Consider the following 12,220-nt stretch of genomic DNA (forward strand, 5'->3'; position numbering starts at 1 on the left):
GGGTCCCCTCCACCGGTCGCCCGCAAGTCGGGCGACCGCGCTCCGCCTACGATCGCCTTCGGCGCTCGTTAACTTCGTTACCGGCTCCACGCCCCCGCCGGAGGCGAGGAAGGGCAAAAAGAAAAGGGCGCCTTGCGGCGCCCTTTCCCGTTCACACCGCAAGGCCAAGCCTCACGTCACTCACCGCGCGGGCGGCGCTCGCGGCGCGGGCGGTCCTCGCGGGGCTCACGCGGCTCGCGGGCCTCGGCGGGAGCGTCATCCGCGCCTTCCGGACGGTCCTTCTTGGAGATGTCCTCGCCGGTGGCCTGGTCGACCTGCTTCATCGACAGCTTGACCTTGCCGCGGTCGTCGAAGCCGATGACCTTGACCTTCACCTCGTCGCCCTGGTTCACCACGTCCGACACCTTGCCGACGCGCTGCTGCGCCAGTTCGGAGATGTGCACCAGACCATCGCGCGAGCCCAGGAAGTTCACGAAGGCGCCGAAATCGACGACCTTCACCACCTTGCCGGTGTAGATCACGCCCATCTCCGGCTCGGCGACGATGCCCTTGATCCAGTCGATGGCCGCCTGCGCCGCCTTCGAATCGACCGCGGCCACCTTGACGGTGCCGTCGTCCTCGATGTCGATCTTGGCGCCGGTCTGCTCGACGATCTCGCGGATCACCTTGCCGCCGGAACCGATCACGTCGCGGATCTTCTCCTTCGGGATGTTGATCACGGTGATGCGCGGGGCGTTCTGGTTGACCGTCTCGCGCGCCCCGCCGATGGCCTTGGCCATCTCGCCGAGGATGTGGATGCGGCCGTCCTTGGCCTGGGCCAGGGCGACCTTCATGATCTCCTCGGTGATCGAGGTGATCTTGATGTCCATCTGCAGCGCGGTGACGCCGCGCTCGGTGCCGGCCACCTTGAAGTCCATGTCGCCGAGGTGGTCCTCGTCACCCAGGATGTCGGAGAGCACGGCGACGCCCTCGTCCTCCTTGATGAGGCCCATGGCGATGCCGGCCACCGGGCGGTCCAGCGGGGCGCCGGCGTCCATCAGCGACAGCGAGGTGCCGCACACCGTGGCCATCGACGACGAGCCGTTCGACTCGGTGATCTCCGACACCACGCGGATGGTGTAGGGGAACGCCTCCTTGCTCGGCAGCAGCGGGTGGATGGCGCGCCACGCCAGCTTGCCGTGGCCGATCTCGCGGCGGCCCGGCGAGCCCATGCGGCCGGCCTCGCCCACCGAGTACGGCGGGAAGTTGTAGTGCAGCATGAAGCTCTCGCGGTACTCGCCCTCGAGCGCGTCGATGATCTGCTCGTCCTGGCTGGTGCCCAGCGTGGTGACGACCAGCGCCTGCGTCTCGCCGCGGGTGAACAGCGCCGAACCGTGGGCGCGCGGCAGCACGCCGACCTCCGAGACGATCGGGCGGACCGTCTTGGTGTCGCGGCCGTCGATGCGCTTACCGGTCTTGATGACCGAACCGCGCAGGATGTCGGCCTCCAGTTCCTTGAACTCGGCGGAGACGTGCGGCGCCTCGGCGCCCTCGGCGACCAGCGCCTCGACGGCCTTGGCCTTGGCGGCGCCGATCTTCTCGTAGCGGGCCTGCTTGACGGTCTCGGTGTAGGCGGCCTCGACGTCGGCGCGCACCAGGCCGGCGACGCGGGCCTTCAGGGCGGCGCGGTCGTAGGCCGGGGCCGGGATGTCCCACGGCTCCTTGGCGCACAGCTCGGCCAGCTCGATGATCGCCTGGATGACCGGCTGGAAGTTCTTGTGGCCGAACATGACGGCGCCGAGCATGACCTCCTCGGTCAGCTCCTTGGCTTCCGACTCGACCATCAGCACGCCTTCGGTGGTGCCGGCGACCACGAGGTCGAGGTCGGAGCCGGACACCTGCTCCTGCGTCGGGTTCAGCACGTACTGGCCGTCGATGTAGGCGACGCGGGCGGCGCCGATCGGGCCGAGGAACGGGATGCCGGAGATCGTCAGCGCGGCCGAGGCGCCGACCATGGCGACGATGTCCGGATCGTTCTCCAGGTCGTGGCTCAGCACGGTGGCGACGACCTGGGTCTCGTTGCGGTAGCCATCGGCGAACAGCGGACGGATGGGACGGTCGATCAGGCGGCTGACCAGCGTCTCCTTCTCGGTCGGGCGCCCCTCGCGCTTGAAGAAGCCGCCGGGGATCTTGCCGGCCGCGAAGGTCTTCTCCTGGTAGTTGACCGTCAGCGGGAAGAAATCGACGCCCGGCTTCGGCGCCTTCGCGCCGACGGCCGTGCACAGCACCGTGGTCTCCCCGTAGGTGACCAGAACGGCGCCGTCCGCCTGGCGGGCGACCTTGCCGGTTTCGAGGGTGAGCTTGCGCCCGCCCCAGTCGATCTCTTTGCGGTAAACGTTGAACATGCTGTCTTTCCTTCCGTCCGACACCCCGTCAGGCCGGATTGCCTGCCCGGAGCCGGGGCCACCAGTCGTCAGACCCCGTATGAAATCGCGATGAACACGTGAGCAGAAACGACAAACGGCCGGACCCGGTCAACCCGGGCCGGCCGCCTGTCTCAGCGTACCGATGCTGACGGAGAACCCGCCGCACGCACATCCGTCCCGGTGGCGCCGCGTGTGTCCGGCGCCTGGGCGTGGGATGGGGTGGAGCGGGTTTTCACGGACCTCGTAACCTGGTGAGCCGGATTAGCGGCGCAGGCCCAGACGCTCGATGAGCGTGGCGTAGCGGCCCTGGTCCTTCTTCTTCAGGTAGTCCAGCAAGCGACGGCGCTGGCCGACCATGACCAGCAGACCACGGCGCGAGTGGAAGTCCTTCTTGTGGCCCTGCAGGTGCTCCGTGAGGTTGCGGATGCGCTCCGACAGGATCGCGACCTGCACCTCGGGCGAGCCGGTGTCGGCGGTGCCGCGGCTGTATTCCTTGATGAGTTCCTGCTTGCGATCGGGCGTAATCGACATCGTGGCTCCTATAATCTTAGAGGTTGATCACGCGCACCGGACGGACCTCCGCCCCCTCGACGCGGGCCAGCGCCACCGGTTTCCCGGCGAAAAGCGCAATGACGATGCCGTCCCCGCCGACCGCACCCCGGATCGCCGTGAGGCGTTCGAGGTCCTGCCGGGTGAGGAGCGCCACCGCTTGGCCGTGTCTCAGTCGGTGCGCTTCGGCTTCCGTCAGGGCCAGCGCCGGGATGTCGTCCAGCGCGGTCTCGATGGGAAGCAGAAGTCGTTCGACGGCCGCACCATGATCCATAGCGGCCAGTTCGTCCAGGGAAATTGCCGTGTCCAGCGTGAATCGCCCGACCCGCAGCCGGCGCAGCACGGCGACGTGCCCGACGGTGCCCAAGGCTTCGGCAAGATCGCGCGCCAGCGAGCGCACATAGGTGCCCTTGCCGCAGTCGATCTCGAACACGGCGTGGTCGGCGTCGGGCATTTCCACCAGCTCGAAGCGGTCGATGCGCACGCGGCGCGCGGCGAGGTCGACGACGTCGCCGTCGCGGGCGATGTCGTAGGCGCGCTCGCCGTCCACCTTGATGGCGCAGTACTGCGGCGGCACCTGGTCGATCTCGCCGAGGAACGCCGGCAGCGCGGCGCGGATCGCCGCCTCGTCCGGACGGGCGTCGGAGCGGTCGATGATCGCGCCCTCGCGGTCGTCGGTGGCGGTGCGCTCGCCCCAGCGCACGGTGAAGCGGTAGGTCTTCGCCCCGTCCATGGCGTAGGACACGGTCTTGGTCGCCTCGCCCAGCGCGATGGGCAGGATGCCCGTGGCGAGCGGGTCGAGCGTGCCGCCGTGCCCGGCCTTCTCGGCGTTGAGCAGGCGGCGCACCTTGGACAGCGCCTGGGTGGAGGTCAGCCCCTCCGGCTTGTCGAGCACCAGCCAGCCGTGGATCGGCTGGCCCTTCCGCTTACGCGCCACGCTTGCCCCCGCCGCCGTTGGCCGGCTCGTCGTGCACGCCGTCGGTCTCCTCGCCCTCCTCGAAGGCGTCATCGACGTCGTCGGACTCCTCGTAGCCGAGGTCGTCGGCACCCTCGGTGTCCTCCTCCTCGTCCCAGGAATCGTCCTCGTCGTCGGCGCTGCGGCCCTTGCCGAGGTCGCGGGCGACGTCGGGGCTGTGCAGGATGGCGTCGATGCGGCCGGCGTAGTCGAAGGAGGTGTCCGGCTCGAAGCTCAGCGTCGGCGCGTGACGCAGGTTGACGGCGCGCACGATCTGGCCGCGCAGGTAGGGACCGGCCCGGCGCAGCGCCGCCAGCATCTGGTCCATGTCGCCGCCGCCGAGCGGCGAGACGAAGGCGGTGGCGGCCTTGAGGTCCGGGCTGATGCGCACCTCCGACACGACGACGAGGTGACCCTGCAGGTCCGGGTCATGGAAGTCGCCGCGCTGCAGCACCGCCGCCAGCGCGTGGCGCAGTTCCTCGCCGACGCGGAGCATGCGTTGGGACGGCGCCTTGCCCGCACGGATGGTGGCGTGATTCTTCTTCGCCATGATGGTGTCTTTCGTCTTGCGGCCGCGCGACCGCCGCGGGAAACCGGCGACGGAGACCGTCACCGCGTTTCAACCATGTTCCCTCTTCCGTCATTCCCGCGAAAGCGGGAATCCAGCCGGTTCAGGCGCTTTGGCGGAAAGTCTGCACCCCCGCTTTCGCGGGGATGACCAAGGAAGAGGCTGATGAACGAAGGGGCCGCGGCGAACCGCGGCCCCCTTGGTGATGTTGGGCCGATCAGAGCACCCGCGCGACCTCTTCGATCTCGAAGGCTTCGATGATGTCGCCGGCCTCGATGTTGTCGTAGTTCTCGAAGGCCATGCCGCACTCGTAGCCCTCGCGCACGTCCTTGACCTCGTCCTTGAAGCGCTTGAGGGTCTTCAGCGTGCCTTCGTGGATCACGACGTTGTCGCGCAGCAGGCGCACACCCGCGCCGCGCTTGACCGTGCCCTGCGTCACCATGCAGCCGGCGACCTTGCCGACCTTGGTGATGTTGAAGACCTCGCGGATCGTCGCGTAGCCGATGAAGCGCTCGCGCAGCGTCGGCGACAGCATGCCCGTCAGAGCCGCCTTCACGTCGTCGATCACGTTGTAGATGATCGAGTAGTAGCGGATCTCGACGCCGTCGCGCTTGGCCAGATCGCGGGCCTGCGGGTTGGCGCGGACGTTGAAGCCGATGACCATCGCGTTGGAGGCGTTCGCCAGCGTGATGTCCGACTCGTTGATCGCACCCACCGAGGCGTGCAGCACGCGCACCTTGACCTCGGTGTTCTCGGCCGTGAGCTTCTCCAGCGAGGTGGAGATCGCCTCGATCGAGCCCTGCACGTCGCCCTTGATGACGACCGGCAGTTCCTTGGCCTCGCCCGCCTGGATGCGGCTGAACATGTCCTGCAGCGAACCGCGCGCGGACGCCGCGTTGGCGGCCTCGCGCTTCTTGCGCTGACGGAACTCGGCGATCTCGCGGGAGCGCGCCTCCGACTCGACGACGGTGAAGTCGTCGCCGGCGAGCGGCGTGCCGTTGAGGCCCAGCACCTCGACCGGGCTGGCCGGACCGGCCTCCTCGACGCTCTGGCCGCGGTCGTTGACGAGGGCGCGGACGCGGCCCCACTCCGACCCGGTGACGAACACGTCGCCGACCTTCAGCGTGCCGCGCTGGACCAGCACGGTGGCGACCGAGCCGCGGCCGCGCTCCAGCTTGGCCTCGACCACGACGCCCTCGGCGCTGCGGCCCGGGTTGGCCTTCAGCTCCAGGATTTCCGCCTGCAGGAGGATGGCCTCCTCCAGCTTGTCCAGGTTGCGCTTGGCCTTGGCCGACACCTCGACGGTCTGGATGTCGCCGCCCAGCTCCTCGACCACCAGCTCGTGCTGCAGCAGTTCCTGGCGGACGCGGTCCGGCTTGGCGTCGGGCAGGTCGATCTTGTTGATCGCCACGATGATCGGCACCTTCGCCGCCTTGGCGTGGTGGATCGCCTCGATGGTCTGCGGCATGACGCCGTCGTTGGCGGCGACCACCAGCACGACCACGTCGGTGACGTTGGCGCCGCGGGCACGCATCTCGGTGAAGGCGGCGTGGCCCGGCGTGTCGATGAAGGTGATCTTCGCACCCGACTCCAGCTGCACCTGATAGGCGCCGATGTGCTGGGTGATGCCGCCGGCCTCGCGGCTGACCACGTCGGTCTGGCGCAGCGCGTCCAGCAGCGAGGTCTTGCCGTGGTCGACGTGGCCCATGATGGTGACCACCGGCGGACGCGACACCAACGCCTCGTCGATGTCCTCGTTGCCGCGCAGGCCCAGCTCGACGTCGGCCTCGGAGACGCGGCGGACGCGGTGGCCGAACTCGCCGATCAGCAGTTCGGCGGTGTCGGCGTCGATGGTCTGGTTGATGTTGGCCATCACGCCCATGCGCATCAACGCCTTGATGACGTCGGCGCCGCGCTCGGCCATGCGGTTGGCCAGCTCCTGGACGGTGATGACTTCCGGCAGCACGACGTCGCGGGTCACCTTCTGGGTCTCCTGACGGGACAGCTGACGCAGCCGCTCCTTCTCACGGGCACGGCGGACCGCGGCGAGCGAGCGGGTGCGATCGCCACCGTCGTCGCTGAGCGCCTGCGACACGGTCATCTTGGCGCCGCCGCGACGGCGGTCGGCACCCGGGGCGGCACCGCCCGGCTTGCGGGCCGGGGCGGCCGGCGCCTTGGCCGGGCCCTTGTTGCCGCCACCGGGACGACCCCGGCTGCGGCCGCCGTCGTCCTCTTCCTCGTCGACGCGGGCGGGGGGCAGGCCGCCGATCGGCGGACGGGCCGACGGGGCTTCGCTGGTGGTGCTGGCCGGCGGGCGGGCGGCGGGCGCCATGCGCGCACCCTGCACGCCACGGTCGTCGGTGCGGCGGGCGGCGGGCGCCTCGGCGGCGCGGCGGGCCTCCTCGGCTTCCTTGCGCCGGGCCTCTTCCTCCTTGCGGCGGCGTTCGGCTTCCTCGGCCACCTGGCGCTCGGCCTCCTGGATGCCGCGCAGCTCCTCCAGCTCGCGCTGGCGCAGCGTCTCGGCGTCGAGGATCTCCGGCTCGTCGACCACCGGCTCGGGCGCCGGGGCCTCGGTCACCGCGGCCTCCGGCTCCTCGTAGATCTCCTCGGGCTCGTAGCGGCGCTGCTCGGCCTCGATGATCGCGCCGCGGAGTGCGCGCTCGCGGGCCTCGCGCTCCTCCTTGGTGAGCTGGCGCACGGCGCCGCCCATGACGTTGCGGCCGCCGGGGCGTCCACCGCCCGGCCCGCCGCGCATCGGCATGCCCTGCGCCGCCTGACGGGCGGCGGCACCGCCGTCGGCGATGCCGGGGACGGCACCCTTCTCGACGGTGCGCTTGCGCTTCACCTCGACGGTCACCGTCTTGGTGCGGCCATGGGAAAAGCTCTGCCGGACCGTGCCATCGACCGGCTTCTTCAACTCAAGCTTGCCCTTTCCGGAGGTGGTGCCACCGGCGTTGAGGTGCAAGACTTTCTTGTGGTCCTGGTCGTTGCTGTCGGTCATCGGATCCGGTCAGTTAAATACGTTGCTTGCCATGGTCCGCCGGCACCGTGCCGTCGGTCATTCCTTCAATGCCCCTGAGCCGGGCCGCATCGCGGCTCAACCCGTCGGCCAGCCGGCCAGCCGCTACGACGGCATGGACGGCGTGATCGCGTCCGAGCGCGGCGGCGAGGTCCGCCGACTCGAAGAGGTCCAGAACCGGCAGGCCCGGCGCCAGCGCCGTCACCTTACCGCGCTGGTCGGGCGACCCGTCGGCCGCCTCCAGCAGAAGCCCCGGCGGCGGTCCCTTGGTGCCGACGCGGCCGCCCTTCAGCGCCTCGCGGACCTTCTCGAACCCCGCCACCGCCTGGCCGGCGCGGCGCGCCAGCCCGATCTGGTCGAGGCAGCGCCGCCGCAACAGCCGCGCCAGCCGGTCCGCCAGATCGGCCGGCGGCCGGACGGCGCGCCGGGCGGCCTTGGAGAACAGGCCCTTGGACACCGCCTTGTCAAGCGCGGTGCGCTCGGCGGTCAGCCACAGGCCGCGGCCGGGCAGGCGCTCCTCCAGGTCCGGCACGACCTCCCCGTCCGGCGCGATCCCGAAGCGGATCATACCGTCCTTGGGCTGGACCGCCCCGGTGGCGATGCAGCGGCGAAGCGGACCCTTCTCCCGGTCCGCCTCGTGCGCCGGCTCGGCACCGTGGTCCGTGTCGATCGCGTCGGTCTGGCCTGCCATCCGCTGCGTCGCTTCCTCGAACCGTTACTCGGCCGCCGGCTGCGCGCCGCCGCCGGGAGCGGGCTGCGGCGCCGCAGCACCGTCGCCCTCGCCGTCGAACCAGTGCGCACGGGCGGCCATGATGATCTCGTTCGCCTCGTCCTCGGACGGGCCGTCCTTGCCGAGGATGTCGCGCAGCTCGTCGCCGGCGAGGTCGGCCAGGTCGTCCAGCGTCTTGATGCCGGCGTCGCCCAGCTTGACCAGCTGCGACGCGGTCAGGCCGGCCACCTCGGCCAGCGCATCCTCGACGCCCAGCTCGCGGCGCCGGACGTCGGCGCGGGCGTCCTGCTCCTCGAGGAAGCTCAACGCACGCTGCTTCAGCTCGTTGGCCACGTCCTCGTCGAAGCCCTCGATCTCGGCGAGTTCCTCGGTCTCGACGTAGGCGATCTCCTCGATCGAGCCGAAGCCCTCGGCGACCAGCAGGTGGGCGATCACGTCGTCCACGTCGAGGCCGTCGATGAACAGCTGCGAGCGGGTGCGGAACTCCTCGGTGCGGCGCTCCGACTCCTCCTGCTCGGTCAGGATGTCGATGTCCCAGCCGGTCAGCATGGTGGCGAGGCGCACGTTCTGGCCGCGCCGCCCGATGGCCAGCGACAGCTGGTCGTCCGGCACCACCACCTCGATGCGGCGGCCTTCCTCGTCCAGCACGACCTTGGCCACCTCGGCGGGGGCCAGCGCGTTCACCACGAAGGTGGCAGCGTCGTTGTTGAACGGGATGATGTCGATCTTCTCGCCCTGCAGCTCGCCGACCACCGCCTGGACGCGGCTGCCGCGCATGCCGACGCAGGCGCCGACCGGATCGATGGAGCTGTCGTGGCTGACCACGGCGATCTTGGCGCGGCTGCCCGGGTCGCGCGCCACGGCGCGGATCTCGATGATGCCGTCGTAGATCTCCGGCACTTCCTGCTTGAACAGGTTGGCCATGAACATGGGGTGCGTGCGCGACAGGAAGATCTGCGGCCCGCGGGCTTCCTCGCGCACGTCGTAGATGTAGGCGCGGACGCGGTCGCCGTTCTTGAAATGCTCGCGCGGCAGCAGCTCGTCGCGGCGCAGGATCGCCTCGGCGCGGCCGAGGTCGACGGTGACGTTGCCGTACTCGACGCGCTTGACCAGGCCGTTGACGACCTCGCCGATGCGGTCCTTGTACTCGTTGAACTGGCGCTTGCGCTCGGCGTCGCGGACCTTCTGGACGATGACCTGCTTGGCGGTCTGCGCGGCGATGCGGCCGAAGTCGATGGGCGGCAGCTGGTCGATGATGAAGTCGCCGACCTTGGCGTCCGGCTTGCGGCGCTGCTGCGAGGCCAGGCTCACCTGCGTCGCCTCGTTCTCGACGGTCTCGACGACCTCGAGGTAGCGGGCGAGGTGGATGTCGCCGGTCTTGCGGTCGATGCGCGCGCGGATGTCGTGCTCGTGGCCGTACTTCGAGCGACCAGCCTTCTGGATCGCCTGCTCCATCGCCTCCAGGACCTCGTCCCGGTCGATGTTCTTTTCGCGGGCAACCGCGTCAGCGACTTGCAGCAGTTCCATCCGTCTTACTTCCTGGACTGACCGTTGTTCTCTTCCCGGACCGGATGCGGTCCGGTCACCCCTGTTCCTGGCCGTCGGCGGCGCGGAGCAGCTCGTCCGTGATCACCAGCTTGGCGCGCAGGACATTGTCGAAGGCGACGCGCGCCAGGCCACCCTCGGCATCGAGAACGATCTCCTCGCCCTCGACGCCCTTCAGCGTGCCCTTGAAGCGCTTGCGGCCGTCGATCGCGAGGCGTGTCTCGAGCTTCGCCGTGAAGCCGGCGAAGCGCTCGAAGTCCTTGAGCCGGGTCAGCGGCCGATCGAGACCGGGCGAGCTGACCTCCAGCGTGTAGGCCCCGGCGATGGGATCCTCCACGTCGAGGAGCGCCGACACGGAGCGGCTGATGTCGGCGCAATCCTCCACGGTCATGGGGTCGCCGTCGGTCCGCTCGGCCATGATCTGCAGCGTCGGGCGTTGCCCGCCCAACAGGAGCACCCGCACGATCTCGTAGCCGAGGGCCTCGACCGAAGGGGTGATGATCTGCTCGATCCGACCGGTTGCGTCCATTCCACCAAGCCTGCCCCGGAGCGCGTCCCCAGGGGATTCCACACGCCAGATTAAAAAAATAGGTGCGCCAAGGCGCACCCGCAAAGCGTCCCGCCGGCCCGATCACTCGAGCCGCCAAGCCGTATGGGATTTCGGTTTCGAATATAGCCGTCTTTCGGCAGGCTGCAAGCCCTTTTCCCGGCGGAGGCAGCGTGCTGTACGCTGGGCAGCCTCCCGCGAACCGAGGAAGACCGCCCATGACCGTCGAACTCGCCATCCTCTCCGTCCGCCCCGGCCAGGGCGCCGCCTTCGAGCGCGCCATGACCGAGGCGACGCCGCTAATCGCCGCGACACCCGGCTTCCAGGGGATGGAGCTGCGGCCCTGCCTGGAGGCGACGGACCGCTACCTGCTGCTGGTGCGCTGGCGCTCGGTGGAGGACCACGAGGTGGGCTTCCGGGGTTCCGACCGCTATGCCCGCTGGAAGGCGCTGCTGCACCACTTCTACGAACCGTTCCCGACCGTGGAGCACTACGGCGCGCCGGTGGTGGAGGCCGGCGTGGCTACGCCGCCCGGGGCTTCCTGACGAAGCGCAGGAACACCGGCCGGCGCCCGGCCTCGATGGCCTTCTGCTCGTAGCGGGTGGGCGGCCAATCGGCGGGGCGCTCGCGCCAGTCGCGCGGGCCGCGGGCGGTCCACTCGAAGGCCGGGTGCTTCACCGTGTGCTCCAGCATCCAGCGCACCAGCCCCATGTCGTCGCTGGCCAACCGCAGCTCCGCCCCGTCCTTCAGCACGCGCGCCAGCTTCTCCAGGTTCTCCGGCCCGATGAAGCGGCGCTCCCAATGGCGCTTCTTCGGCCAGGGGTCGGCGAACAGCACGAAGGCGCGGCCGATCGACTCGTCGGGCAGCGCGTCGAGCAGCGGGCGGGCGTCATCCGGCAGGACGCGGACGTTGTCCAGATTCGCCTGGTCGACCAGCGCCAGCAGGCCGGCGACGCCGTTGACGAACGGCTCGGCGCCGATGTGGCCGACCGCGCGGTTGTGCTCCGCCTGCCAGGCGAGGTGGTGGCCGCTGCCGAAGCCGACCTCCAGCCACGCCTCGTCCACCGGGCGGGAGAACAGCGCCTTCGGGTCGATGCGCTCGCCCGGCTGCGGCACCGGGATGGTGAGCGCCGGCAGCAGCGTGTCGATCAGGCTGGACTTGCGCTTGCGCAGCGGCCGGCCCTTGCGCCGGCCGTACAGGCGACGGGTGGGGTCCTGGGCGGAATCCGGGGAAGTGTCTTCGGTCATCTCGGGTGCTCAAAAAAAGACGCAGGGGCCCGAAGGCCCCTGCGCTCGATACCATGATGCGCTTGCTATCAGAAGAAGGCGTTGCGCAGGTCGTTCACCAGATCGGTCTTCTCCCAGGAGAAGCCGCCGTCGGCATCCGGCTCGCGGCCGAAGTGGCCGTAGGCAGCGGTGCGCGCGTAGATCGGCTTGTTCAGCCCCAGGTGCGTGCGGATGCCCCGCGGGCTGAGGTTCACCAGCTGCTGCAGCACGTCCGACAGCCGGTCCTCGTCCACCTTACCCGTGCCCGCGGTGTCGATGTACACCGACAAAGGCTTCGACACGCCGATCGCGTACGACAGCTGGATCGTGCACTTGTCGGCCAGGCCAGCGGCCACGACGTTCTTCGCCAGGTAGCGCGCCGCGTAGGCGGCCGAGCGGTCCACCTTGGTCGGGTCCTTGCCCGAGAAGGCGCCGCCGCCGTGCGGCGCGGCGCCGCCGTAGGTGTCCACGATGATCTTGCGGCCCGTCAGCCCGGCGTCGCCGTCCGGCCCGCCGATCACGAAGCGGCCGGTCGGGTTGACGTAGAACGACGCCTCGTCGCACATCCAGCCCTGCGGCAGCACGTTGAGCACGTGCGGGCGGACGATCTCGCGGATGTCGGCCTGGGAGAACGCC

General features: G+C 69.9%; 11 protein-coding genes. 1 reads left to right on the top strand and 10 read right to left on the bottom strand.

Translation table 11 applies throughout. From position 1 onward, the window contains the following. Nucleotides 1-176 precede the first annotated feature (176 nt). From pnp to rimP, 8 genes are all read right to left on the bottom strand, one after another. Nucleotides 177-2,384: a polyribonucleotide nucleotidyltransferase gene (gene pnp / locus TSO221_RS33975; protein ID WP_109122877.1), complete on the bottom strand. Its 2,208-nt coding sequence runs from the start codon at nt 2,382-2,384 to the stop codon at nt 177-179. Nucleotides 2,385-2,666: 282 nt separating this feature from the next. Next, nucleotides 2,667-2,936, bottom strand: coding sequence for a 30S ribosomal protein S15 (gene rpsO / locus TSO221_RS33980; protein WP_109122878.1), 270 nt, complete (start codon nt 2,934-2,936; stop codon nt 2,667-2,669). Nucleotides 2,937-2,952: 16 nt separating this feature from the next. Further along, nucleotides 2,953-3,891 carry a tRNA pseudouridine(55) synthase TruB gene (gene truB, locus TSO221_RS33985; RefSeq protein ID WP_109122879.1) on the bottom strand — a complete coding sequence of 313 codons (939 nt, stop codon included), beginning with the start codon at nt 3,889-3,891 and terminating at the stop codon, nt 2,953-2,955. Then, on the bottom strand, nt 3,881-4,459 hold the full coding sequence (gene rbfA, locus TSO221_RS33990; RefSeq protein ID WP_109122886.1) for a 30S ribosome-binding factor RbfA: 579 nt from the start codon (nt 4,457-4,459) through the stop codon (nt 3,881-3,883). The genes truB and rbfA overlap by 11 nt, the downstream gene beginning before the upstream one ends. A 235-nt stretch (nt 4,460-4,694) precedes the next feature. Next, nucleotides 4,695-7,478 carry a translation initiation factor IF-2 gene (gene infB / locus TSO221_RS33995; protein ID WP_109122880.1) on the bottom strand — a complete coding sequence of 928 codons (2,784 nt, stop codon included), beginning with the start codon at nt 7,476-7,478 and terminating at the stop codon, nt 4,695-4,697. 13 nt (nt 7,479-7,491) lie between these two features. After that, entirely contained in the window at nt 7,492-8,187 is a 696-nt protein-coding gene (locus TSO221_RS34000; RefSeq protein ID WP_109122881.1) for an RNA-binding protein, read from the bottom strand. 24 nt (nt 8,188-8,211) lie between these two features. Continuing rightward, a complete protein-coding gene (nusA, locus tag TSO221_RS34005) occupies nt 8,212-9,753 on the bottom strand; it encodes a transcription termination factor NusA (RefSeq protein WP_109122882.1) in 1,542 nt (513 codons plus the stop codon). Between the two features lie 55 nt (nt 9,754-9,808). After that, complete coding sequence (gene rimP / locus TSO221_RS34010) at nt 9,809-10,300, bottom strand: ribosome maturation factor RimP (RefSeq protein WP_109122883.1); 492 nt, start codon at nt 10,298-10,300, stop codon at nt 9,809-9,811. A gap of 236 nt (nt 10,301-10,536) precedes the next feature. Between rimP and TSO221_RS34015 the strand changes: the two genes are divergently transcribed. Beyond that, entirely contained in the window at nt 10,537-10,863 is a 327-nt protein-coding gene (locus tag TSO221_RS34015; protein ID WP_109122884.1) for an antibiotic biosynthesis monooxygenase, read from the top strand. On the opposite strand, the gene TSO221_RS34020 is transcribed toward TSO221_RS34015, so the two are convergent. Both TSO221_RS34020 and TSO221_RS34025 read right to left on the bottom strand, forming a co-directional pair. Continuing rightward, complete coding sequence (locus tag TSO221_RS34020) at nt 10,841-11,566, bottom strand: tRNA (guanine(46)-N(7))-methyltransferase TrmB (protein WP_109122885.1); 726 nt, start codon at nt 11,564-11,566, stop codon at nt 10,841-10,843. The genes TSO221_RS34015 and TSO221_RS34020 overlap by 23 nt on opposite strands. 68 nt (nt 11,567-11,634) lie before the next feature. Continuing rightward, a partial coding sequence (locus tag TSO221_RS34025) for a methionine adenosyltransferase domain-containing protein (protein ID WP_158284300.1) occupies nt 11,635-12,220 on the bottom strand: 586 nt, incomplete at its 5' end.

This window comes from Azospirillum sp. TSO22-1 (genome assembly GCF_003116015.1).
In the GTDB taxonomy this organism is placed as follows: Bacteria; Pseudomonadota; Alphaproteobacteria; order Azospirillales; family Azospirillaceae; genus Azospirillum.

Bases quoted from the DNA above. Each gene is read 5' to 3' on its own strand.
- pnp (WP_109122877.1), bottom strand. From the start codon at position 2,384: ATGTTCAACGTTTACCGCAAAGAGATCGACTGGGGCGGGCGCAAGCTC.
- rpsO (WP_109122878.1), bottom strand. From the start codon at position 2,936: ATGTCGATTACGCCCGATCGCAAGCAGGAACTCATCAAGGAATACAGC.
- rbfA (WP_109122886.1), bottom strand. From the start codon at position 4,459: ATGGCGAAGAAGAATCACGCCACCATCCGTGCGGGCAAGGCGCCGTCC.
- infB (WP_109122880.1), bottom strand. From the start codon at position 7,478: ATGACCGACAGCAACGACCAGGACCACAAGAAAGTCTTGCACCTCAAC.
- TSO221_RS34000 (WP_109122881.1), bottom strand. From the start codon at position 8,187: ATGGCAGGCCAGACCGACGCGATCGACACGGACCACGGTGCCGAGCCG.
- nusA (WP_109122882.1), bottom strand. From the start codon at position 9,753: ATGGAACTGCTGCAAGTCGCTGACGCGGTTGCCCGCGAAAAGAACATC.
- rimP (WP_109122883.1), bottom strand. From the start codon at position 10,300: ATGGACGCAACCGGTCGGATCGAGCAGATCATCACCCCTTCGGTCGAG.
- TSO221_RS34015 (WP_109122884.1), top strand. From the start codon at position 10,537: ATGACCGTCGAACTCGCCATCCTCTCCGTCCGCCCCGGCCAGGGCGCC.
- TSO221_RS34020 (WP_109122885.1), bottom strand. From the start codon at position 11,566: ATGACCGAAGACACTTCCCCGGATTCCGCCCAGGACCCCACCCGTCGC.